Here is a 22,843-nt window from a genome sequence, read left to right as displayed (position 1 = left end):
ATATAGACTACCATGAGTTGCGGAAAACACAAAGCCGAGGCGAGGGTCCCTCACCACAACCTGCGCGAAGATTTGGCTCGAAACCGCTTAGGGCGCCGCTTTCCCGCCGACACGCGCACACCTTCTTTGCGCGGTCCCCGCAGATACATGCGCTTTTTCCGCAAAGTACGGCGGCGATGCATCATCCACCACAATGCGCCCCCGATCATCGCCAGCATGATCAAATACCAGTAAGGTGGAGCACTTTCCAGGGGCTCTGCATAGGTGAGTGATGCGGCATCCGCGCGTTCAATCACAACCCATTTGCCGTCGGCACCAAACAGCTTTGCGTTGGGGGGCAACATCGAGTGACCACCGGTCGTTGGATTGTAAAACTCGAGGTAGCCCTCCTCGTTTTCGCCCTCGTATTCCCAGTTGTCGATCACGGTTTGTCCAAAATTGACCTCGTGATACAGCGGATTGCGGGAGACAAACGGCATGACCAAACGGTATGCCTCGAACATGAAGAGCAGTACCAGCACGCCCAGCACGGCCATGATCCAAATGGGAATGCGGCGGCGGTGCCCCAAATTCATGCGTGACTGCATGGACTCACCCCCATGCTTCCTTCACGACTATGATTATGAACAAGCCGCTCGGGACAGAACGGGGCGAGGAGGAAAGCAGCGGAGAGTAGAGAACGCTTAAAACAGTTGATCGGACTCAATCAGGTGGCTCAGTTGATCGACTGCCGTTTCTTCATCCGAACCATTTGCCCGCAAGACGACCTTCTGTCCGGATGCGATAGCCAGCGACATCACACCCATAATACTTTTCGCATTGACGGCTCGCCCGTCTTTTTCAATAAAGATTTCCGATTTAAACGTCGTGGCCTCCTGCACAAACTTTGCGGCCGCGCGAGCGAACAGACCTCCTTGTAAACGAACAGTGGTTTCTCTTTCCACCATCTTCATCACCAGTTTCTCATGATTTGTATTGAGTATAACACGCGTCAATGCCCGGTCGATAGCGGTTACAGGGCCGTTTCTAGCCCAAATCTGACGAATCATTGACAGTCCGTTGTCCAATGTTTGAACGATCGCGATGTTGTAATGCAATCTCCTCCAATTTGCGAAAACGGTGATTCAATCCAGATTTCGTCACGCGACCATCGAGTCGTTTGCTCAACTCCTGCAAATTGGCCTCGGGATGGCGCAAACGGATCTCTGCCACCTCCCGCAGGTGCTCCGGAAGGCTGTCTAGACCAATGGTTTGCTCGATCCAGTGAATATGCTCCAATTGGCGAACCGCGGCAGAGATCGTCTTGTTCATGTTGGCGGTCTCACAATTGACCAACCGATTCACCTGATTGCGCATTCCCTTTAAAATTCGCCGATCCTCGAACTGCAACAACGCCCGCACCGCACCGATAAGATTTAAGAAGTCCACAATTTTCTCGACTTCCTTGATGTACACGATGTATCCCTTTTTTCGATTCGTCATGCGGGCGTGCAGTTCGTACGCGTTCATCAAAGACAGCAACCAGCTTGCCAAATCGTTGGATGGAGCGTAAATCTCCAGGTGGTACGATGAACTGCCAGGGGCGTTGACGGAACCGCCTGCCAAAAACGCGCCGCGCAGAAAGGCGCGCCGCAGCTCATCCCGAGACGGTAGGTCCCAAGATGCCGACAGCGGCCCCTCATCAAAAGCCCCACGATAACCCAGGTCAGCAAGCACCGCTTCCGCCTGCGCCCGCGGCAAACGAACCGTATACACATGATTCTTCTTCAGCCTCATCTTTTTGCGTACGACAACTTCCGGGCGCACGTGGAAGAGGTCTTTTAAGGACGTATAAATTCGCCGTGCAGTCGCAACATTTTCCGTCTCGACCGCGAGCTCGCTCCGGCCCTCAAATGACTTAAACACGGCCCCCAGTGCAAGGATGGCCATTAACTCAAAACGCGATGCCGCCGCATCGGACGCCAATTGCGTAAGTTCTTTTTTGGTCTCTGCGGCAAACGACATACGCGTGTCTCCTATTCCCGCCTGGTGTCTCGTTCATAACCGAGCAGGCTGACGATTTGTTCCGCGATCTTGCGACTATCGTGACGCGCGTACGTCGCGTAATGCACGAAATCGCGGGCGATCACCTTGAGCCCCAGCCGATTCAATTCCTCAATGTCCACGCGCACTGGATAGCTCTTTTGCTGCTGGTACTGTTGCAATGCTTCCTCGGGGAGCGGCGCTGCATTGACCAGCACATAGTCGAACAAAGGTTTGCCAACATGTTTATAAATTGCCTTGACGTGGCTTGACGCAGAGAGATCGTCCGTTTCCCCGCGCTGCGTCATCACGTTACAAACATAAATCTTGCGTGCGCTGCTTCCTGCAATGGCGTCGGCAATGCCGGGAACCAACAAATTCGGCAGCACACTGGTATATAGACTACCGGGCCCCACGACAATTGCATCCGCCGACTCGATCGCGCTCAAGACGTCGGGCAAGGGCTGAAGATCCTCCGGAACGAGTTCCAGCTTTTCGATCCGGCCTCCAGCCTCCGGAATCTTCGATTCCCCTTCGACCACACTCCCATCCGCCAGATGGGCCCGCAGCCGAACATCCTCCCGTACCGCCGGAAGGACCTTCCCACGCACCGCCAAAACGCGACTTGTCTCACGGATCGCAGACTCGAAGTCGCCCATGATGTGCGTCATGGCCGCGAGAAACAGGTTGCCAAAGCTATGCCCTTCAAGCCCCTGTCCCGCCGGAAACCGAAACTGCAGCAAGCGCTCCAAAAGCGGCTCGGTGTCTGCCAAGGCAACGAGACAGTTGCGGATGTCGCCCGGCGGCGGCATGGCAAAGTCGTCGCGCAAACGTCCCGAGCTTCCACCGTCGTCCGCTACGGTTACAACTGCCGTCAGTTCGACCTGATACTCCTTCAAGCCGCGTAAGATGGTAGACAAACCAGTACCGCCGCCGATCGCGACGATTTTTAAGCGTCGCTCCTGCCAACGCTGACGCCTGCGCGACTGCCGCATATCCGACCACCAGCCAAAGGCCAGCAGCAATACGGCCGCCAACAAAACCGCCAGCCCCAGCATCGTCGCATGCGGCCAGTGCGCCAAGCGAACCACGCCAGCCAAGATGCCGATGCCGAAGCAGGCGATGGTCCATGCCAACAGCCACCACTGTCGCATGCTCAACCCTCCCGCCGAAAATCGCGATGCGTAAGCTCGACATCGGCCGCCTGCGCGAGGTGATTCGCGATATGTTTCGCGATCGCGACAGATCTGTGCTTTCCCCCGGTGCAACCGATGCCGACGACCAAGTGGCTCTTCCCTTCGCGCTGATATTCAGGGATCAAGAAATCGAGCATGTCTTCGGTCTTTTTGAGAAACTCCTGCGTGGCTGGCCATTGCATCACGTATTGATACACCGGATCGTCCTCACCGGTGTACGGCCTTAACCCATCGATATAGTGCGGATTGGGCAAGAAGCGAACATCCAATACCATGTCTGCGTCGAGCGGAACCCCGTACTTGAAGCCGAACGACATGACGTGGACAGGCAACCGCATGACGCGTTCGACAAAACGTCTGCCGAGCTCCTGCTTGAGCTGATTTGCCGTCAGCTGGCTCGTGTCGATGACGGCGTCGGCTGCTTGCCGCACCGCCGCTAAGGCCACGCGCTCCTCCTGAATGCTCTCAAGTAGACGAGCACCTTGAGCGAGTGGATGCCGACGGCGCGATTCCTTGTAGCGGCGAACCAACGTCGCGTCGTCTGCATCGAGGAACACCAGCTGAACCTCGGCGTCCTTGCGCTCGCGGATCGCCTTCAGCGTCTGCAGTAGAGGCTCAAACAGCTCACCTCCGCGCAGATCGCATCCGAACGCCATCTTCGCCAGCCTGCCGGATGCGTGTTCAGCCATATCGAGCAAGCGTGGAATCAGGGCCGGCGGCAAATTGTCGACACAGAAGAAGCCAAAGTCTTCGAACGCCTGCATGGCGACCGACTTGCCTGCGCCGGACATACCGGTCAATACGACGGTTTGCAAGCGGTTCGTCACATCGCATCCCCCTCTTGCCCTGTGCCAAACGGCTTCATGAGTGGATAGTCGGCTGGATCCATTTCGTATGCGAGCAACTTGTGATTGACGTCATACCCAAAGCGGCCGAAAAAGACACGCTTGTCGCCTCGCTCCTCCGCAGCAATGGTGCGCTGTAACATCAATCGGTCGCCTTCATCCATCGGCAAACCAAGCATCTCCTGCGGACGTACGACGGCAAGCCTTCCTTCTCTGTGTTGTTGCAACAAAACGCCATTTGCACCATACCCAACAAACTGTGCAATCAGCCGATGCTTTGGCTGCTCGTCTGGACCGCCTGCAATCTGAACCTGATATATCCCTCGCAACGCGGCATCAGTCAACGAGATTCCCGTCTCTTCTGCAAATTCGCGCATGGCGGCCAGCCGCCATAACTCGTGTTCTTCCACCTTGCCACCGGGCAAGTACCACCAACCGCGCCGCGGTTTGCACAGCATGACAAACCCCTGTTCCCAAGGAACATAGCAGTTCACAATCACTTGCAAGGCGTCCACCTCACTTGTGAAAAGCATAGCATTTCCGTGCCGAAGTATACCAGGGTAGAACACCCGGGGCAAAAAAAGGGGCGCCCGAACCGGGCGCCAAAAGCTTTATATCAAAAGGGGGTCAAATGTGCTACGGTTTCATCATAAGGGCTTCATGTTTCAATCGTGTTACAGTGAAGTGAAATTTCGATGACCAACAAACATTTTGTTGGTCATCCGCCGTCCCTGCCCGGTGAAACAAATCCGAGCAACGTCACATCACGCAACTACCCTCGTGCTTAAACACCGAGCTTGAGCAAAATCTGTTCCAAGCGACCGCTGCATTTGCGTATCGACGAAGGCGAAACGCGAAATTCTGCGGCCAATTCGCGTTGTACCACCGGCACGCCATAATAGCGCAAAACGATGTATAGAACGCTCGCTACCCAGATGTCAGGCTTGCTGATGCGCCGATTGGCATGCAGGAACATGTCATACAAGTACATGTTCCAAAGGCGTTTCGCCTCCACCGCCAGCCTCTCGAGTCCATTTGTCGAAAGCCAATGACACACGCGTTCCGAGACATACCGCCACTGCGGATTTAGGCTGAGAATGATGTCGGAACTGATATCGTCCAGCGAAATCTCCCGCAAGGCTCCATCCTGCCATGACTTCAGCCTCCCCTTCGCACCCATGCGCTTAAGGGCTACCACAGCATAAAGCCGGAGCATGTCATCGATGTCCGGACGCCCCAGAAAAAGTCGCAACGCCTTTTCTGCATCGCTGTCGGCGACAACGGCAAGTGCGCGAATGACGCGCCGCCGGGTCTCATGATTGCCGTGACGAAGCCCCCAATAAAGCGAGGCGCGTAAAAGTGGGTCTCGCCGCCACTCGTCTGGGGCGGACGACTTCAACTTGTCTTTGACTTCTGCCAATTGCGCTTCGATGGGCAAATCAAGCTGATACCCGACGCGAAAATCAGCAGCTATATCGGCGCGAACGGCCGCAAGGCGCTGCAAATAGTACTCCGCTACATGTCGATAGCCGTGATCGCGCTTGAGCAACAGCCAGTAACGCTCTGCTGTCGCCCATTCGCCACAATTCGCGGCAGCCGCCGCGACCGCGTGAAGCAGTACCGGATCATCCGATTGCGAAACGTGCAACAACCGCCGAAAGACCATCATTGCCTCGCGGTGCCAGCCGATGATGCCAAGCGTGGTGCCAATCTTCATCGCAATATCAAGGTTTAATGAAAACACTTTGGTCAACGGCTCCGCCGCCGTCGCCAAGGCCGCTTCGGCCCCATAGTGCTTTAACAAAAGGGCGCGGTTGCAAAGGGCATGCAGATTGTCCGGCTGACGTTGCAAGACCTCTTCGACCATCTGAAGGGCCTTATCGTGTTGTCCTGTGTAATAATAAGCCAGACACAGATTGTTGCAGGCTGCGAGATGGTTTGGATCTTCCTGCACGACTTGTTCCAGCCATTCGACAGCAGCCTCAAACTGACCGTTTTCAAGAAAGTAACGGCCATCCTTCACAGCAGATACATTGTCGAGTTTTTCTCTTTCTTCTTGCCACTTCTGAAGAACTCGCCCACCGCCAAACTCATCCACGAGGATGTCCAGCATTTCTTCCGCATCTGCGGCGTATTCGCCGTTCGGATCCATATCGAGATAGCGCAGCACGTACTCCTCGGCGGTATCGTACTGCCCCATGTTTGCATAATTGTTGGCAAGGTAAAACTGGCACTCAGCCATGTTCGGATCAAGGTGGTTCAACACATGCTGCAGCACCTGATTCGATGCCTCAAAGTCGCCCATCTCAGACAGGACGCCTGCGAGGTTGCAATAGTTCACAGGATTGTCCGGTTCATATTCGACTGTCTTGCGAAACGCCCTGAGTGCCCGCGGCAAGTCATTGCGCTGCAAAAAGCGAACGCCACGCTCAAAGAAGTACGATGCGTCAAATTTCATCGCAATCACGTTGGATCGACGGTCGGACGAATCTTGGCGATAATGACGTGTATCCATACGTCCATACGCACCTCCTGCAACGCTGTCCGTTGTCTGCGAAACGGCCCTGCGTTGACAAGCCGGATTGCTGCTGAACCAACCGCAAGGACAAAGATTATGTGAACTGGTGGAAAAAGTATACCACATCAGAGACCGGTTGGCGAAGTACCTCAGGAAATTCGTCCATGGTATAATGAAGAATCAGTGTTGAACGAAAGTACAGGGGGATCGACGTGAAATCCATTAAGCATGCAATTGCCGCTGCGGTCTCGGAACATACGGGATTTTCCGCAGGCGACATTGTCAACCTGATCGAATATCCGCCAAATCCAGAGCTAGGCGATCTCGCACTACCATGTTTCCAATTCGCCAAACAGCTTCGGAAAAATCCAGCGATGATCGCATCCGAGTTGGCGGACAAGCTCGTTGCCAGCGACGGCATCGACAGCGCTAACGCACAGGGTGGTTACCTCAACATTCGCTTGGAGCGCTCCACATATGCCCTCGGCATTGTTGAACAGGCTTTGCGGTCAGTGCACGGCCTCTTTTCCGAAGAACGCGGCACAGGTCATACGGTTGCAGTCGATTACTCGGCACCGAACATTGCCAAACCGTTTGGCGTCGGCCATCTGCGTTCCACCATCATCGGCCAGGCCATCGTCCGTCTCATGCGAGAAGATGGTTATCGTGTGGAAGGTGTCAACCATCTGGGCGATTGGGGTACACAATTTGGTAAAAATATTGCGGCCTATCTCAAGTGGGGCGACGAAGAGACTGTGCGCAAAGACCCGGTGCGAGAGCTGTTTAAGCTGTACGTCCGCTTCCATGAAGAAGTACAGCAGCACCCTGAGTTGGAGGACGAGGGGCGGTACTGGTTCAGGCAGCTCGAGGAAGGAGACGAGCAGGCCAATCGCCTGTGGCGCTGGTTTATCGATGAGAGTCTGCGCGCTTTTCAAGAGACGTACAAAACGCTCGGCGTCGAGTTCGACCACTATCTCGGAGAAAGCTTCTACAATGACAAGATGGACGCGATCGTCGACGAATTGCGGGCCAAGGGACTGCTGGTCGAGGACGACGGCGCAGAGGTCGTCGATCTGTCCGCGTACGACATGCCACCTTGCATCATCAAAAAATCAGACGGAACTTCCATCTACGCAACGCGCGATCTCGCCGCTGCCGACTATCGGCACCGCGTGCTCGGAGCCGACACACTCGTGTACGTCGTGGGTGCTGAGCAGAAGCTTCACTTCCAACAGGTCTTTAAGGTGCTGGAATTGCTTGGCCGCGATTATGCCAAACGCTGCACGCACGTCGCGTTCGGCTTGATGAAATTCAACGGGGAACGTCTGTCTACGCGCCGCGGACATGTCGTCTATCTTGAGGATGTGCTCAACAAGGCCATCGAAGAAGCCAAAAGGATCATTCAGGAGAAGAATCCAAACCTGGCGGACCAAGACGCTGTAGCGCGCAGCGTTGGCGTCGGCGCCGTGATCTTTAACGATCTCAAGACATATCGCGTCCACGAAGTCGATTTTCGCTACGAAGACGTACTCAACTTCGATGGTGAAACAGGGCCATACGTCCAATACACGCATGCACGCGCTTGCAGCGTATTGCGCAAGGCGGACACCGCCGCTTCCGAGACTTTCAACTGGCCGACGCAAGTGCAGCCAGACGACATCGAGTGGGCGCTCATCCTGCGCCTGGCTCAGGCCGGAGAAGCTTTGGCGCGCGCGGTCGACGAGTTTGATCCATCGGTCATGGCACGCTATATCCTACATGTCTGTCATGCGTTCAACCGCTTTTATCACAACAACCCAATCCTCCAAGCTGACAATCCGGTGCGAGCCGCCCGCTTGGCGCTGACTCAAGCAACTCGCAATGTCATCGCCAAGGCGCTCTACTTGATTGGCCTTGACGCTCCCGAGGAGATGTAAGATGTAAAAGGCGGTGGCCTCACGCCACCGCCTACATCCCCGTTTGTGATGCAATCACCTGCTCCAATTCCTGCGTAAACGCCTTCGCAGCATCCAGGCCCATACCCTTCAATCGAAAATTCATCGCCGCCACTTCGACGATGACAGCCAGGTTGCGACCAGGCCGCACCGGCACCGTTACTTTGGGCACCTCCAGATCGAGAATTTTCATCGTTTCCATGTCGATGCCGAGACGGTCATACGCATGGTTTTCCCGCCAAGCTTCGAGATGGATGACCATCGAGATGCGCTTGTGCGTGCGCACCGCGCCTGCGCCGAACAGCGTCATCGCGTTCAGCACGCCGAGACCGCGAATTTCCAGCAGATGTTGCAAGAGCGGCGGTGCGCTGCCGACCAAGCTTTCGTCCGAGATTTGGCGAATCACCACAGCATCGTCAGCAACCAAACGATGCCCGCGCTTAATCAGTTCGAGCCCTGTTTCACTCTTTCCGATCCCGCTTGATCCCGTGATCAAAATGCCGATGCCATACACATCCACCAATACACCATGCTGCAAAGTCTCTGGTGCCAATCGCTCTTCTAGGTAGTTGGAAATGGCAGCGGTTAGACGTGTCGTTACCATATTGGTGCCAAGCACCGGAATGTGCTTGGATGCAGCTTCTGCGAGTAGGACTGGCGGCGGCGTGTCACCCCGCGTGATCAAGATGCACGGCGTTTGCTGGTAGGAGCAGAACGCGAACACGCGCAATGCCTTTTCCTTTTCGTTCATCCCTCGCAAAAATGAAAGCTCGGTTCGCCCGAGAATTTGCACGCGCTCGGCGGGATGGTAACGAAGATACCCTGCCAGAGCCAGACCCGGGCGATTGATGTCGCGCGTATAAATCATTTTGTCTAAATCCGCGTCTTCGTTGAACACGCGAAGATCGAGATCCTGTACCAATTGCCGAACGCTCACACCTCGCGGTTGCCCCAAGAGGCATCCTCCCTTTCTACAACTCGCTCCATCCCGCCCATCACCAAAGCCGTCAACCTACGCCTGCACCGCCGCACGACGCAATCTATCCATACGTGTGCGATCGCGCTCAAGGATGGGACCGAGAAAGCGCCCGGTGTGGGATGCCGGAACAGAACAAACCGCTTCCGGCGTGCCTTGCGCGACCAACTGACCACCCCGGCTACCGCCTTCCGGCCCAAGGTCGATCAAATAATCGGCCGTTTTGATGACGTCCAGGTTGTGTTCGATGATGAGCACCGTGTCTCCATTGTCCACGAGGCGATGAAGCACGGTCAATAGGCGCTCAATGTCGGCCACATGTAACCCCGTTGTAGGCTCATCGAGAATGTACAATGTGCGTCCGGTACTGCGCCGATGCAACTCCGAGGCAAGCTTCACCCGTTGCGCCTCGCCGCCGGAAAGTGTCGTAGCAGGCTGACCCAGGCGGATATAACCAAGCCCCACATCCATCAACGTCTGCAATCGTCGCTGGATGCGTGGAATATTTTCGAAGAACGCACAAGCGTCCTCCACCGTCATATCGAGCACTTCCGCGATGTTTTTGCCTTTAAACCGCACCTCGAGCGTCTCGCGATTGTAGCGTTTGCCCTTGCACACTTCGCAAGGCACGTAGACATCCGGTAAGAAGTGCATCTCGATTTTAATAATCCCATCGCCCTTGCACGCCTCACAGCGCCCGCCGCGCACGTTGAACGAAAAGCGACCCTTTTTGTATCCACGCATTTTCGCCTCGTTCGTCGATGCAAACAAGTCGCGAATGTCGTCAAACACGCCAGTATAGGTCGCCGGATTCGATCGCGGTGTACGCCCGATGGGCGATTGGTCGATATCGACCACCTTGTCCAGATGTTCCAGACCCGTGATGGTATCGTGGGCGCCAGGCCGCACGCGCGCTCGGTTCAAATCGCGAGCCAACGCTTTGTGCAAAATCTCGTTGACCAATGTCGACTTGCCCGATCCGGAGACACCCGTGACACACGTAAAGACACCGATGGGTATCTTCACATCGATCCCTTTCAGGTTGTTCTCTCGGGCCCCTTTGACCACCAGCCAACGATCGCTCGGTTGCCTGCGCTCTTCGGGCACTGGGATGAAGCGACGCCCCGACAAAAACTGCCCCGTCACAGAATCGGGATCGTCCATCACTTCGGCTGGTGTCCCCTGACTCACTACCTCGCCGCCGTGAATGCCGGCACCCTTGCCCATGTCGATGATATAATCGGACGCCAGCATGGTGTCCTCGTCGTGCTCGACGACAATCAGCGTATTGCCGAGATCGCGCATATGCTCCAACGTGCGGATCAAACGCTCGTTGTCGCGCTGGTGCAGCCCGATGCTCGGCTCGTCCAAAATGTAGAGAACGCCCATCAGCGACGAACCGAGCTGGGTTGCAAGTCGAATGCGTTGTGCCTCGCCGCCCGACAGCGTCCCAGCCGACCTCGCCAGAGTCAAGTAATCGAGTCCCACGTCGCGCAAAAAGCCGAGCCGGCTCTCAATCTCTTTGAGGATCTGACGTGCAATGTGCATCTCCTTTTCCGACAGTTCCAGCGTATTGAAGAAGGCCAAAGCGTCGCCTACAGACATTTCGGTGACGTCCGCAATGTTCCGGCCACCGATGAGAACCGCCAGGCTCTGCGGCTTCAAACGTTTGCCACGGCAGTCCGGACATGGCTTGGCACTCATGAACGATTCGATAAACTCACGGATAGAATCGGAAGCCGTCTCACGATGCCGCCGCTCAAGGTTCGGAATCACACCCTCAAACGGAATCTGTGCCGTCTTGTGCTGGCCAAAGTCGTTTTCGTACGCAAAACGTATCGTTTCCCCGCTACCATAGAGCAACTTTTGCAACGCTTCCCCCGGCAACTCGGCGACCGGCACCGTGGCATCGATCCCGAACGAACGGCAAGCGGCCCTCAACAATTCCGGGTAGTAGTTGGAGAAGGACCCCGCCCAGGGGACGATAGCACCTTCTTCGATACTGAGTGACGGGTTGGGTACCACCAGTTGCTCGTCCACCTCCATGTTGACACCGAGACCCAAACACGTGTCACACGCGCCAAATGGACTGTTGAACGAGAACATACGAGGTGCAAGTTCCTCAACCGAAAAGCCACAATTCGGACAAGCTGCGTTCTGACTGAACAACATCTCTTCACCGTCGATCACGTCGACCAACACGATGCCGTCTGACAGCTCAAGCGCGGCCTCCAAGGAATCGGCCAAGCGACTGGCGATGTCATCACGGACGATGAGCCGATCCACCACCACTTCAATGCTATGCTTACGGTTCTTTTCCAGCTGAATATCGTCTTCCAGTTCGCGAATGTCGCCGTCGACACGCACGCGAACATAGCCGGCCTTGCGCATCTGCTCAAACACCTTCTGGTGTTCACCCTTGCGTCCGCGCACCACGGGGGCAAGCACCTGCAACCTCGTACGCTCAGGCAACTTCATGACGCGGTCGACCATCTGCTCCACCGTTTGCGATTGAATCGGAATGTGGCAGTTCGGGCAGTAGGGGTGCCCTACCCGCGCAAAGAGCAAACGCAGGTAATCGTAGACTTCCGTCACGGTACCGACTGTGGAACGCGGATTGCGGCTTGTCGTCTTCTGATCAATGGAAATCGCCGGTGACAAGCCATCAATGCCATCGACGTCCGGCTTGTCCATCTGGCCGAGAAACTGTCGTGCATACGCCGACAGCGACTCGACATACCGCCGCTGCCCCTCGGCATAAATCGTGTCAAACGCCAGCGACGACTTACCCGATCCACTCAGTCCCGTGATGACCACAAACTTATCGCGCGGGATTTTGACATCGATGTTTTTCAAATTGTGCGCACGTGCACCGCGCACGTGAATGAAATCCTGAGGCATGCCGTTCTTCCCTTCTGATCGGGCCTGCGATCACGATGCATCCATCAATTCGGCAATCATGTCGCGTAGCTGTGCGGCGCGTTCGAACTCTAACGCCTTTGCCGCTTCGCGCATCTGCTGTTCCAACTTGGCAATCAATTCTTTGCGTTCGCGCCCCTTGAGGGCCTGCGCCTGCTCGGCAACCGCCACATACTCCTCGTGCGTTTCAGCCACCTTCGTCGTCTCGACGACGTCGCGAACAGCTTTGCGAACTGTGGTCGGCGTAATGCCATGTTTTTCGTTGTAGGCAATCTGCTTCGCCCTGCGTCGCTCTGTCTCGTCGATTGCAATTCGCATTGAATCCGTCATCTGATCCGCATACATAATGACCGTACCGTTGACATTGCGAGCGGCCCGTCCAATTGTCTGAATGAGCGACCGATGCGCGCGCAAGAAGCCTTCCTTGTCGGCATCGAGGATGGCGACCAACGATACTTCTGGCAGATCCAGCCCCTCGCGAAGGAGGTTGATGCCGACAAGCACGTCGAAGGCACCCTTTCGCAAATCGCGAAGGATCACCATGCGCTCAATGGTCTTGATATCGGAGTGCAGGTATCGCACCTTAATCCCAATTTCCTTGAGATAGTCGGTCAAATCTTCCGCCATCTTCTTCGTCAATGTCGTAACAAGCACGCGCTCATCGCGGCGTATGCGGTCGCGGATCTCACCAACGAGATCGTCAATTTGTCCTTGAATCGGCCGAACGTGAATGACTGGATCAAGCAATCCTGTTGGGCGAATAATCTGTTCGACAATCCGCTGCTGGTGTTCTTCCTCATACGGTCCCGGCGTCGCACTGACGTAAATGCACTGCCCCACCGCGCGTTCAAATTCCTCGAACGTGAGAGGCCGATTGTCCGCCGCGGATGGAAGCCGAAAGCCGTGCTCAATCAACGTCAGCTTGCGCGTTCGATCCCCGCCATACATCCCGCGAATCTGCGGCAGCGTGACGTGGGATTCATCGATCAACGTCAAAAATCCCGGTGGAAAGTAGTCGAGGAGCGTGTTCGGAGGCTCGCCTGCAGCACGCCCTTCCAGATGCCTCGAGTAATTCTCGATGCCTGAACAAAATCCCATCTCCAACATCATTTCGATATCGTACATTGTTCGTTGTTCAAGCCGCTGCGCCTCCAGCAGCTTGTCTTGCGCCCGCAATTCCTGTAGCCGTTCGCGCAGTTCCTCCCGAATGCGCTCGATGGCTGCCTCTAACCGTGGGCGCGATGTGACGAAGTGCGAAGCCGGAAAAATGCTGAAGTGATTGCGCCGCGCAACGACTTCCCCAGTGACCACATTGATTTCCGAAATGCGGTCGATTTCATCGCCAAACAGTTCAACCCGAATCGCGTGCTCGTCGCGCGAAGCCGGAAAAATCTCAACCACATCGCCGCGTACACGGAACGTGCCGCGAATGAAATTGATGTCGTTGCGCTCGTACTGCATATCCACCAAACGCCTCAGCATCTGGTTGCGATCCATCGTCGCCCCAACGCGCAGCGACAATACGTGCTGGCTATATTCTTGCGGACTACCGAGGCCATAGATTGCAGATACGCTGGCAACCACCAATACGTCGTTGCGTTCGAGAATGGCGGCCGTGGCCGAGTGCCTCATTTTATCGATCTCGTCGTTAATTTTTGCGTCTTTTTCGATATACGTATCAGTGGATGGAATGTACGCCTCCGGCTGATAGTAATCGTAGTAGCTGACGAAATACTCGACAGCATTATTCGGAAAGAATGCCCGAAACTCGGCTGCCAATTGGGCTGCCAACGTCTTGTTATGAGCGATTACAAGAGTTGGGCGATTCAGCTCGGCAATGATGTTCGCCATCGTAAACGTCTTACCCGAGCCGGTAACGCCGAGCAGTGTCTGATGGCGCAGACCACTGTCGACACCATCGACCAACTGCTCAATGGCCGCCGGTTGATCTCCTTGCGGGCGGTAATCCGATACCAACTCAAATCTGCCCGGCAGGTTCTGCACTTCCACCCCTCCTCACCACAAACATACGTTCGTCTACACAATATCATGGAAACACCAAAAAGGGAACGTGCGTTCCCTGGCTAGCGGTATGATTCAACTCACATCAATTGAGTCTCATTATAAAGAAGTGATGAATCCTGTTCAATGAACGCGAGAGGCAAATTTAGGAATGTAGCATTCCCGATGTTATGGCGTTTAGTTGCCAGTAGGTAACGTCTGTACCGTTCCCGGCGTGTATGCTTTACGCAAAACGACGATATTGACGCGGCGGTTCGCCTGGCGCCCGGCAGGGGTATTATTGGGCGCCACATTGTGGTATTGTCCGTAACCCATGCCCGCCAATCGCGTCGGATCGATCCCATGATAACTCAGAAACCGCACAACACTCATCGCACGAGCCGCTGAAAGCTCCCAGTTGGACGGATAAATCGGCGTATCAATAGGTTGCGTATCTGTATAACCTTCTACCACGATGCTATTGGTGATATGTTTAAAAAAAGGTACAAATCCCGAGATAATGTGCTGTGCACCAGGAAGTAATACGGCTTGCCCTGTATTAAACAAGGCCACGTCGCGCATCGTGATTTGAATGCCGCGAGCCTGATCCTCTACTTGCACCTCACCGCTCAAATGATGTGCGGCGATATATTGCTGTATCTCCTTATACAATTGGTCCAACTGCTGCTGATCTGCTAACGCCGACTGCGATTGATTTTGCACGTTCTGCTTAGACGAACCGTTGGAAGCTGTCAAATTATCCGGAAACTGCGTGCCGTTGTTTTGATCACCGCTGTTGAGTAGCGCCGTTGTCCCCATCCCATTGAGAGGAATCTGTTGCCCCGGGTGCAACGCCTGATACAATGATTGGGCCAGTGTCGCGAAACGAGTCTTATCGATGGTCGACATCGCAAACATCACGATAAAAAAAACTAACAAGAGCGTGATCAAATCGGAATAGGTAACCAGCCAGCGTTCATGGTTTTGATGCTTTTTAGGCCTCTTGCGCCGCGCCACTGGAGACACCCGCTTTCTTATCGGTCCGCTCAGAAGCCGCCAAGAAGGACATCAACTTCTGACGCAACACATTCGGGTTCTCGCCCGCCTGAATTGAAAGAATACCCTCCACGCTCATCTCGCGTTCCAGAATCTCCTCGTGTGAACGCACCCGCAGTTTGTTTCCTATCGGCATCCAGAACACGTTGGCACTCGCCACACCGTACAAGGTTGCGATGAATGCAGTGGCAATTTCAGGGCCAAGTTTACTCACGTCACTCAAGCTGCCAAGCACGTGCACGAGGCCCATGACCGTACCAATGATCCCCATCGTCGGCGCAAACCCTGCAGCAGACTCAAATAAGTTGATGCCTACCTCGTGCCGTTGCTCAATGTAGGATATTTCGGTCTCCAACATCTCTTTGACCAACTCCGGGTCGATCCCGTCGACGATCAAGCGAATCCCATTGCGAATAAACGGATCTTCAAACGAGTCAACGTGGTCTTCCAGGGCGAGAATCCCTTCCCTGCGAGCCATCGTCGCAAGATCGACCAACTGCTCGATGGTCTCGCGGGGATCCCGCTTCGGCGACATAAAAGCGATACGTAAGTAACGGATGATTGACGTAAAGGACTTCATTTTATTTGACAAAAGGGTTGCGCCAATCGTGCCACCAAACACAATCAACATCGCCGGTGGCTGAATCAGAGCGCCAAGTGCTCCCTTGTCCATGACATAGCCGCCAACCAGGCCAACGACGGCAATCACCAAACCTAATATCGTTGCGAGATCCATAGGCTCGCCTCCTCACCCCGGCCATCGGCCGACAGTCATTCCGCCTGTGTTTGCGTCGCCGCAGCATTCGGCTTCTTCGCACGGCGCAGATATATGGTCTCAAGAAACCCAAATGGGCGGATGAAGCGGAGTGCTGGCTCGTCGCTGGAGACAACCAGGAGGAGTCCGAGATCGTGACGCTCGCCCTCGAATATCGGACTGCTGAGCAACCGAACTTCCCCATCCGCATCTAACACTTGGAATCTTGCATACGCCGGGTTTTGCTCCATCGCAAAGTGAATGTCATATTCGGTATGTACCGGCGACTGATTGACGTGCGTGACAATTTCCCCTGGTCGAATGCCGATCTTGTCACTCAACGAGCCGCGAATCGTATACAACACCCGGACGCCCCGGCTGCTAGGCGTATACCGAGGTTCCATCGCTGCGTCAATGCGTCGCCAAAGAAACCTGAATAGCTCGGTCATGACGATAAGAAATGCAGCGGCCCAAGATGTCACAAGCGGATCGTACAAACGAGCGAGCGCAAATCCAGCCGCCGCCACCAACGCGCGCGCGACGTCAAACCAGCGAACATGCAAAAGGGCGCGCTGTGGCCGCAGGCCGGTAAACAGCGCGTGCAGACCGAACACCAAAGGCAGGATCCCAATCTCACTTGACTGCCCAAAAGCCATCTGCCAAGGGTGGAAACCTGACTGCCATGTCACAGCGTGCTTCGCAATGGGATGCATCCAGACGGCCACAGGCATGGCATAGCCCAATTGTAATTTGAGCGCACCCATGCGCCTGCCCCTTCGCGACGTCAACAGTATTGGCAATATCGCATCGCGAACGCCCCAGAACGTCATGATACATTCAGCACAACAACTCACGGCGACGATCGCCAGCCATGCCCCAACCGGAAACGACGCAACCACGTGCAACCATTGCCATCCGACCAGAGTTGAAAGATGTGCCTGGCGAACGCAAAACGAGATGATTGCAGCTGCAGCGACTGCAAACGGTGTGGCAGCGAAGCGTGATCGGATCACGCCGAGCACAATCGACACGGCACACACATAGGCTATCGACTGCCACGTCACAGACACACCGCAAACAAGCAGCGCGATCGATCCGGCCAGTCCGACAAGACAAGCCCTGGCGTAACGCAGGATGAGCGTCTGGCCGATCCGAGTCACGCGAATGCCGAACCATTCGCGCTCACTGCGGACATTGCGAACCAGATCCCAAATGACGAACCCTGTCGATACATAGTGTAACGGGTTCAACAAGAATGACAGCAAGGCGATTGCGACAATGGCCCACCATCCATTCGCCGTCAGATGCATGTGGACGTATCCCTTCTCGACTGATGCGCGAACTCATTGGCTCCCTTAAACACGGAGGAAGCGGCGAACAGACATGACGCCCCCCCAGAGCCCGATGAACAGGCCAATGGCCAACAAAATCACGGCAAGTTTGACACCGAGATCCCCAGCCTGCACCAACGGGAAAGAAAGCCCGCTAAACACTCCTTTGGCGCGAATATACAGCGAACGGTAGCCATAGACAAGCACCAGCACAGGAACTACCGCCCCAATCAAGCCGATCAGCATTCCTTCAACGATAAACGGCCACCGAATAAACCAGTTCGTCGCACCGACAAGTTTCATGATCTCGATCTCGCGGCGCCGCGAAAAAATCGTAATGCGAATGGTGTTTGAGATCAGGAACATCGACGTGATGAGCAACGCGACGACAAACACGACACCGACGTCTCGGACGATAGCCAAGGTGCGGAAAATCGCCGCAGCCAACTGATGAGGATCGCGCACCGTCGCAACTCCCTGGATTTCGCCAACCTGCCGGGCAATCCTGTCAATTTGATGCGGATCAACCGGCTTTACGACCAACTGAATTGGCAACGGATTCTGTTTGAACGCGTTGAGAACGTCACCCATCTCGGAGCCGAGTTCCTTCTTCATCTGTGCTAGGCCCTCGTTTTTTGAGATAACCTGGACAGATTCCACGCCAGGCAGAGCCTTGATCTGAGCAGCAATTGCGCTGCCCGTCTGTTGCGTTGCATTTACGTTGAGAAAGGCGCTGAACTCCAGTTGTGAGGTTACGTCTGTCGACATCTGTGCCACGTTAAACGTGAGAATGAGCGAAAACCCAAGCACCGCGAGCGTCACGATAACCGCACTCATCGATGCGAACGACATCCAGCCATTGCGAATGACGTTTTTGATCCCTTCGCGCAGATGGCGGAATAGCCTACTCATCATATCCGTAATACCCTTTCTCCTCGTCTCTTACGATCATGCCGTTTTCGATGGCGATGACACGCCTCCGCATCGAATTCACAATTTCTCGGTTGTGCGTAGCCATGACGATGGTCGTGCCGCGATCATTGATGTGTTGGAACAACCGCATGATCCCCCATGACGTGTCGGGATCCAAGTTCCCCGTCGGTTCATCGGCGATGATGACCGCCGGATTGTTTGCGAGCGATCTCGCCACCGCCACGCGCTGCTGCTCGCCGCCCGAGAGTTGAGAGGGTAGCATGTCCATCTTGTCTTCCAGGCCGACCTGAGTGAGCACCTCTCGCACTCGCTTGCGAATTTGCTTATGAGACAGGCCGATCACCTCAAGTGCAAATGCGACGTTCTCTGCCGCCGTCAGCTTAGGAAGCAATTTGAAATCCTGAAAGACGACACCGATGCTTCGACGGAGTAACGGGATTTTGTGATCCTTCAGACGCTCGATATTGAATCCGTTGACAAAAATGTGTCCGCGCGTTGGACGAACTTCTCTGTACATCAATTTGATAAATGTCGACTTCCCGGCACCGCTCGGTCCGACGACGTAAACGAACTCTCCTTTTTGAATCTGCACAGAGATGCCATTCAGGGCCTGCGTACCATTCGGGTACTCCTTCCATACATCCTGCATTTCAATCACTGCGCAAATCGACTCCTCTGTCACACGATAAATCGGTGTAAGTTTACGTCGGCAAGTCCGCCTGTCGGGCAGAAGATGATCATCACCCTTTGCACACAAAGGAGACAGTTCGACGCGATCCGTCAAAATTCCTGTTGTTAAAACTTGACCAACCTGCAAACATTGCTCCTCAAATCATAAGGTCGCGAAGCCGCACGACTCGTTTATCGGTCGTCAACGAGTCCACCACTTCCCAATCCACCCATGCTGCGACCCCACACGTGGGCACTACAGGCAGAATTCCGGGCTGTTCAAAGCGGATCGGCTGCTGAAGAATGTCGCGTTCGAAATATCGCTCACTCGGTCCCGTATCTGTCGGCAAAGTCATACCCGCAAGCGCACAAACAGCGAGATTGTGCAAGCGTCCAACCCCTGTTTCGTACATTCCTCCACACCAAAGTGCCATCTTGTAACGTTGCGCAACTGCATGGATACGGACGACTTCACCGATCCCGCCAACTCGACCTGGTTTGATGTTGACAATCCGGCACGCGCCAATATTGGCGGCCCGTCGCACATCGTCGGCGCTGCGTATGCTCTCGTCCAAGCAAATGGACGTACGCAACCGAGTCTGAAGTTCAGCGTGATCGACCATATCGTCGTACGCGAGTGGCTGCTCGATCATCATCAATTCCAAGTCATCGAGTTGCACCAAGCGGTCTATTTGGTCGAGACGATACGAACTATTTGCATCAGCCATCAGCGCCGCGTCAGGGAAAGCCTTGCGAATGGCTTCCAGTGGAATTCGATCTGCCTCAGGGGAAATTTTCAACTTGATTCGCCGGTAGCCAGCATCCAGAGACCGTTCCACACGTGATAGCAACTCCAGTGTAGATCTCTGCATACCGAGGCTGATCCCAACCTCTACCTTGTCGCGCACGCCGCCAAGAAGTGCGGTCAAAGGCGTGTGATTCTCCATCGACCAAAGATCCCAAAATGCCATTTCGACTGCGGCTTTTGCCATCTTGTTACCGCGAATGTCCGACCAAACATCCGCGATGGTCAATGGCTTGAGCGCGATCGCCTGTTGGGCCCTTGCGAGCCGCGGCAGTAGATCGTCAAGGATTACATGCCATGCGGTCGTACTTGTCTCCTCTGTGTACGTCGGTGCGCGCATGGCGACACATTCGGCAACGCCTCTAGCACCGCTATCGCTTTGTATTTCGACGAGGATCGCAGTTTTCAAGCGATGCTCGCCGTACGCAGTTCGTATGGGCTCAACCAGCGGAATTTCTAATCTACGCAAGGTACACGCTGAGATCATCTTGGTGATATCCTCCAGGTCTTATCATACAATTCTCAAGCAACGCCACAACCATCACTTCGACCATTGTCATAGTGTATCAGTTTTTGCAGAAACGCATGGTCAATGCTCAAGTGGAAAGGTGAGCGCAAGGAGTGTTTTTTGCAATCTAAGCCACAAGCGGGGGATCAAGGGTCATTTACCAACCGGGAGAACTCCACAGTAAAAAAGGCTGCCCTGTAGATCCCATGGTCTACAAGGCAGCCGTCCTCTAACTTTATTGAACCGGTTTTAAGTGATCCATAATAATGGCAGCAGACTGGAAAGTATATGGCGCTGGGTTGATCCACAGGTTGTTCTTCGTCGGCCATCCCGTGAATTTTGCATCGTTGTACTCATACCACAGTTCACCATCGAAGATTGGAATCACCGGTAGTTGCTGGGTCACAATCGACTCAACTCTGTACAGAGCTTGCCTTTGCTGGGCTAGATTCGTAGTCCCCGCAAACTGGTTAAGAGATGCATCAACCGCTGGATTCCGATATTGCTCAATGTTGAAGTTCCCTTTCGAATCGAGCATATCGTAATAAATTGTATACGGCGTGGGGCCTTCATTCGTCCAGGACAAAGCCAGGTCATAATGTGGCTTCAATCCTGCGCCCGGGTTGATGAGGTTGTAATACGCCGAAAATTGTTGTTGTACAACATTAATGTCGATACCGATTTTTTGTAACTGTTGCTTGATCAGAAGCGCGTCCTCATCCCAATCACTCCACCCCGTGACCGTCAACAGTTGGAACGAGAGTTCCTTCCCGTTCTTTGCGAAGATACCGTGACGATCGCGACGAAAGCCAGCCTTCTCCAGAATTTGAATAGCTTTTGCGTCATTCACACTGAACGACTTGCTATCTTGAAGATTTGGATCTGACCAAGACATTTGCGAAGGAATAAGACTGGTTGGCACAGGTAATTGCGAGTACCCGGTTTCACCCTTCGATTGAATCACATTCCGATCAATCGCGAAATTCATGGCCTCCCGAACAGGTAATTGACTCAACAAAGGATTGTTGAAGTTTGGATACATCTCAACGACGCTGCCAGCCGCAAAGTAGTAGTGATTGTGTTTCGGATCTGCAGATACATATGTCTTTTCAATATCAGGTATATCAATACCTGACCAGTCAATTTGACCGCTGGCCAATGCCAAATCTGCAGCTTGGTTACTCGTATATGCAGGATACTTCACATACTGTACCTTCGGTACGCCACCGTAATACAACTTGTTCGCTTCAAAGGTGTACATTTGCGGAGAGAACGAAACCAGTTTGAACGGACCTGTCCCGATTGCCTTTTGCCACGGCAACTTCACCTGTGTAGGATCCCCCAGCGACTTCCATTCATGTTCCGGAACGATATAGGTTGACCCCAGAACATATTGCTCCGCAAACGGAATGTCAACCGTTTTGAACGTGAACACAACCTTCGAACTTCCAACCGCCTTCACGCTCTCCAACTGGGACCACACGCTGTTGGTATCTGCGGCAGGGTACTTCTTAAGCTCATTAAACGTGAACACAACATCCTGAGCGGTGAACTTTACCCCATCAGACCACTTGGCATTCGTTTGCAAATTCACTGTAAGCGTCTTATTCCCATTGCTAAAGGTATAACTTTTGCCCAGTAGATTGAATGTCTTTCCTGTCACACTGTCAAAGTAAAACAACGTCTCGTAAATATTACCGAACGTCCCGTCATTTGTGCTCGGGTCAAACGGATTAAAACTATCAGCAAAACTACCCTTTGGACTTGTAACCACCGTCAGCGTTGAAGCCGATGGATTTGTCGATGCGGAAGCGCTTACTTGCTTCGTAGAAACAACAGGCTTTGACGTTCCTCCACTTGCGACACCGGCATACGCACCCGCAGCTACCACGACAGCCGCGGCGGCTATACCAGCCATGTGTTTCCTTTTCATGGTGATCCCCCTTTTTTGTGATTACGATCAAACCGGCTCAACTAGCTCTAGTTCATCTGGCTTTTGATTCACTTCACAAACTAACCAAATCGATTTATATGAATCATAGCAGTGAATGCATGCGTTTTCAATACCATTTCAACAAAACTCAACTATAACCATTGTGTGATCTGTAAACGTATATTCCGTCGTGTGTTGCGTCACCCCGGCCGATAGCGATCTCAGCTATATGCACCCCGGCGGTTTGCGCATGGCAATCGAGTAGGAGGGGGCGCCTAGCCCCCGACCTCTCACACCACCGTACATGCGGGTCCGCATACGGCGGTTCATGAAACACTACGAAGCTGTAAGTACCTTTCCTGAAGACTCTTCAGACCAAGTGCCTCAAAGTACGCCTTGTCCATGGCGTTGTTCAGGTTCTTCGCCATGAACCATGGCCCTCG

The 22,843-nt window shown here is 54.2% G+C and carries 18 protein-coding genes; 1 reads left to right on the top strand and 17 read right to left on the bottom strand.

The window, feature by feature from the left end:
- Positions 1-50 precede the first annotated feature (50 nt).
- The 7 genes from C7445_RS09855 to C7445_RS09825 all read right to left on the bottom strand — a co-directional run bounded on the left by C7445_RS09855 (position 51) and on the right by C7445_RS09825 (position 6,578).
- Positions 51-587, bottom strand: coding sequence for a hypothetical protein (locus C7445_RS09855; protein ID WP_243835111.1), 537 nt, complete (start codon positions 585-587; stop codon positions 51-53).
- 96 nt (positions 588-683) lie between these two features.
- Positions 684-947: an HPr family phosphocarrier protein gene (locus C7445_RS09850; protein ID WP_208320892.1), complete on the bottom strand. Its 264-nt coding sequence runs from the start codon at positions 945-947 to the stop codon at positions 684-686.
- A gap of 79 nt (positions 948-1,026) precedes the next feature.
- Positions 1,027-2,004, bottom strand: a complete 978-nt coding sequence (gene whiA, locus C7445_RS09845; protein WP_134159889.1) for a DNA-binding protein WhiA — start codon at positions 2,002-2,004, stop codon at positions 1,027-1,029.
- An 11-nt stretch (positions 2,005-2,015) separates the two neighbouring features.
- The gene (locus tag C7445_RS09840) at positions 2,016-3,176 is read right to left on the bottom strand and encodes a gluconeogenesis factor YvcK family protein (RefSeq protein WP_134159888.1); all 1,161 of its coding nucleotides are present in this window, start codon (positions 3,174-3,176) and stop codon (positions 2,016-2,018) included.
- Positions 3,177-3,178: 2 nt separating this feature from the next.
- A complete protein-coding gene (gene rapZ / locus C7445_RS09835; protein ID WP_134159887.1) occupies positions 3,179-4,045 on the bottom strand; it encodes an RNase adapter RapZ in 867 nt (288 codons plus the stop codon).
- Positions 4,042-4,563: an NUDIX domain-containing protein gene (locus tag C7445_RS09830; protein ID WP_243835124.1), complete on the bottom strand. Its 522-nt coding sequence runs from the start codon at positions 4,561-4,563 to the stop codon at positions 4,042-4,044. The genes rapZ and C7445_RS09830 overlap by 4 nt, the downstream gene beginning before the upstream one ends.
- A gap of 284 nt (positions 4,564-4,847) precedes the next feature.
- Positions 4,848-6,578: a tetratricopeptide repeat protein gene (locus tag C7445_RS09825; RefSeq protein WP_243835110.1), complete on the bottom strand. Its 1,731-nt coding sequence runs from the start codon at positions 6,576-6,578 to the stop codon at positions 4,848-4,850.
- 215 nt (positions 6,579-6,793) lie between these two features.
- Between C7445_RS09825 and argS the strand changes: the two genes are divergently transcribed.
- On the top strand, positions 6,794-8,497 hold the full coding sequence (argS, locus tag C7445_RS09820) for an arginine--tRNA ligase (RefSeq protein ID WP_134159884.1): 1,704 nt from the start codon (positions 6,794-6,796) through the stop codon (positions 8,495-8,497).
- Positions 8,498-8,528: 31 nt separating this feature from the next.
- Here argS and hprK read toward each other — a convergent pair whose 3' ends face one another.
- The 10 genes from hprK to C7445_RS09770 all read right to left on the bottom strand — a co-directional run bounded on the left by hprK (position 8,529) and on the right by C7445_RS09770 (position 22,400).
- Positions 8,529-9,470, bottom strand: coding sequence for an HPr(Ser) kinase/phosphatase (gene hprK / locus C7445_RS09815; protein WP_134159883.1), 942 nt, complete (start codon positions 9,468-9,470; stop codon positions 8,529-8,531).
- Positions 9,471-9,527: 57 nt separating this feature from the next.
- Positions 9,528-12,392: an excinuclease ABC subunit UvrA gene (gene uvrA / locus C7445_RS09810; protein WP_134159882.1), complete on the bottom strand. Its 2,865-nt coding sequence runs from the start codon at positions 12,390-12,392 to the stop codon at positions 9,528-9,530.
- Positions 12,393-12,422: 30 nt separating this feature from the next.
- Positions 12,423-14,414 (bottom strand): excinuclease ABC subunit UvrB, encoded by a 1,992-nt coding sequence (gene uvrB, locus C7445_RS09805; protein ID WP_134159881.1) that lies wholly within the window; start codon positions 14,412-14,414, stop codon positions 12,423-12,425.
- Between the two features lie 195 nt (positions 14,415-14,609).
- Positions 14,610-15,428, bottom strand: coding sequence for a flagellar motor protein MotB (locus C7445_RS09800; RefSeq protein WP_134159880.1), 819 nt, complete (start codon positions 15,426-15,428; stop codon positions 14,610-14,612).
- Positions 15,406-16,203, bottom strand: a complete 798-nt coding sequence (locus C7445_RS09795) for a flagellar motor protein (protein ID WP_134159879.1) — start codon at positions 16,201-16,203, stop codon at positions 15,406-15,408. The genes C7445_RS09800 and C7445_RS09795 overlap by 23 nt, the downstream gene beginning before the upstream one ends.
- A 35-nt stretch (positions 16,204-16,238) precedes the next feature.
- Complete coding sequence (locus tag C7445_RS09790; RefSeq protein ID WP_134159878.1) at positions 16,239-17,531, bottom strand: PDZ domain-containing protein; 1,293 nt, start codon at positions 17,529-17,531, stop codon at positions 16,239-16,241.
- A gap of 45 nt (positions 17,532-17,576) precedes the next feature.
- Positions 17,577-18,467 carry a permease-like cell division protein FtsX gene (gene ftsX / locus C7445_RS09785; protein WP_134159877.1) on the bottom strand — a complete coding sequence of 297 codons (891 nt, stop codon included), beginning with the start codon at positions 18,465-18,467 and terminating at the stop codon, positions 17,577-17,579.
- Positions 18,457-19,143: a cell division ATP-binding protein FtsE gene (ftsE, locus tag C7445_RS09780; protein WP_134160051.1), complete on the bottom strand. Its 687-nt coding sequence runs from the start codon at positions 19,141-19,143 to the stop codon at positions 18,457-18,459. Before ftsE ends, ftsX begins: the two co-directional genes overlap by 11 nt.
- Positions 19,144-19,312: 169 nt before the next feature.
- Positions 19,313-20,446, bottom strand: coding sequence for an o-succinylbenzoate synthase (gene menC / locus C7445_RS09775; protein WP_134159876.1), 1,134 nt, complete (start codon positions 20,444-20,446; stop codon positions 19,313-19,315).
- Positions 20,447-20,702: 256 nt separating this feature from the next.
- Entirely contained in the window at positions 20,703-22,400 is a 1,698-nt protein-coding gene (locus C7445_RS09770) for an ABC transporter substrate-binding protein (RefSeq protein WP_134159875.1), read from the bottom strand.
- Positions 22,401-22,843: the final 443 nt, after the last annotated feature.

This window comes from Alicyclobacillus sacchari, from assembly GCF_004366795.1.
GTDB lineage: Bacteria > Bacillota > Bacilli > Alicyclobacillales > Alicyclobacillaceae > Alicyclobacillus > Alicyclobacillus sacchari.
This window is presented reverse-complemented; position numbering and strand designations above follow the sequence as displayed.

Excerpts from the sequence above, each read along its gene's own strand:
- ftsX (WP_134159877.1), bottom strand. The coding sequence starts at position 18,467 with ATGATGAGTAGGCTATTCCGCCATCTGCGCGAAGGGATCAAAAACGTC.
- C7445_RS09855 (WP_243835111.1), bottom strand. The coding sequence starts at position 587 with ATGCAGTCACGCATGAATTTGGGGCACCGCCGCCGCATTCCCATTTGG.
- C7445_RS09770 (WP_134159875.1), bottom strand. The coding sequence starts at position 22,400 with ATGAAAAGGAAACACATGGCTGGTATAGCCGCCGCGGCTGTCGTGGTA.
- C7445_RS09840 (WP_134159888.1), bottom strand. The coding sequence starts at position 3,176 with ATGCGACAGTGGTGGCTGTTGGCATGGACCATCGCCTGCTTCGGCATC.
- whiA (WP_134159889.1), bottom strand. The coding sequence starts at position 2,004 with ATGTCGTTTGCCGCAGAGACCAAAAAAGAACTTACGCAATTGGCGTCC.
- uvrA (WP_134159882.1), bottom strand. The coding sequence starts at position 12,392 with ATGCCTCAGGATTTCATTCACGTGCGCGGTGCACGTGCGCACAATTTG.
- C7445_RS09790 (WP_134159878.1), bottom strand. The coding sequence starts at position 17,531 with ATGCATCTGACGGCGAATGGATGGTGGGCCATTGTCGCAATCGCCTTG.
- C7445_RS09850 (WP_208320892.1), bottom strand. The coding sequence starts at position 947 with ATGGTGGAAAGAGAAACCACTGTTCGTTTACAAGGAGGTCTGTTCGCT.
- C7445_RS09825 (WP_243835110.1), bottom strand. The coding sequence starts at position 6,578 with ATGGATACACGTCATTATCGCCAAGATTCGTCCGACCGTCGATCCAAC.
- menC (WP_134159876.1), bottom strand. The coding sequence starts at position 20,446 with ATGATCTCAGCGTGTACCTTGCGTAGATTAGAAATTCCGCTGGTTGAG.
- C7445_RS09795 (WP_134159879.1), bottom strand. The coding sequence starts at position 16,203 with ATGGATCTCGCAACGATATTAGGTTTGGTGATTGCCGTCGTTGGCCTG.